1 protein-coding gene is annotated in these 550 nt (G+C 69.6%); it reads right to left on the minus strand.

Annotated elements, in window-relative coordinates:
- Positions 1-550: Ig-like domain-containing protein (locus L284_RS48020; RefSeq protein WP_235054477.1), on the minus strand; the 550-nt coding region annotated here is incomplete at both ends.

Here is a 550-nt window from a genome sequence, read left to right on the forward strand (position 1 = left end):
CATCGATGGCGACGAAGGTCAGACTGTGTGGGCCTTCACCCAGCGGCGCCTCAGGCGTGAACGTCCAGATTCCATCCGCCGCCACGACGGCCGTGCCGATCTGCATGCCGTTGTCGAACACTGCGACGACAGATCCCGGCTCGGTCGTGCCGCTGAAGCTCGGCGTAGTGTCGTTGGTCGCGCCGCCGGACGCGACGCCGTCAGTCACTGCCGGGGCCGCAGGCGCGCCGGTATCGACGGTAAAGCCTATCCCGGCCGAGGCGCCGCTCTGGTTGCCGGCGGCATCGATGGCGACGAAGGTCAGACTGTGTGGGCCCTCACCGAGCGGAGCGGCGGGCGTGAAGGTCCATCTGCCGTCCGCTCCGACGATGGCCGTGCCGATCCTCGTGCCATTGTCGAACGCGGTAATGGTTGTGCCTGCCTCCGCCGTGCCGCTGAACGTGGGCGTCGCGTCATTGGTCGCCCCGCCAGGCTGCACGCCGCCAGAGACCACGGGGACCGCAGGAGCGGTTGTGTCCGGTGGTGGGGTGGAGCCGCCGTTGCCGCCCCC

The sequence above is a fragment of the Novosphingobium lindaniclasticum LE124 genome, from assembly GCF_000445125.1.
Classification (GTDB): Bacteria; Pseudomonadota; Alphaproteobacteria; order Sphingomonadales; family Sphingomonadaceae; genus Novosphingobium; species Novosphingobium lindaniclasticum.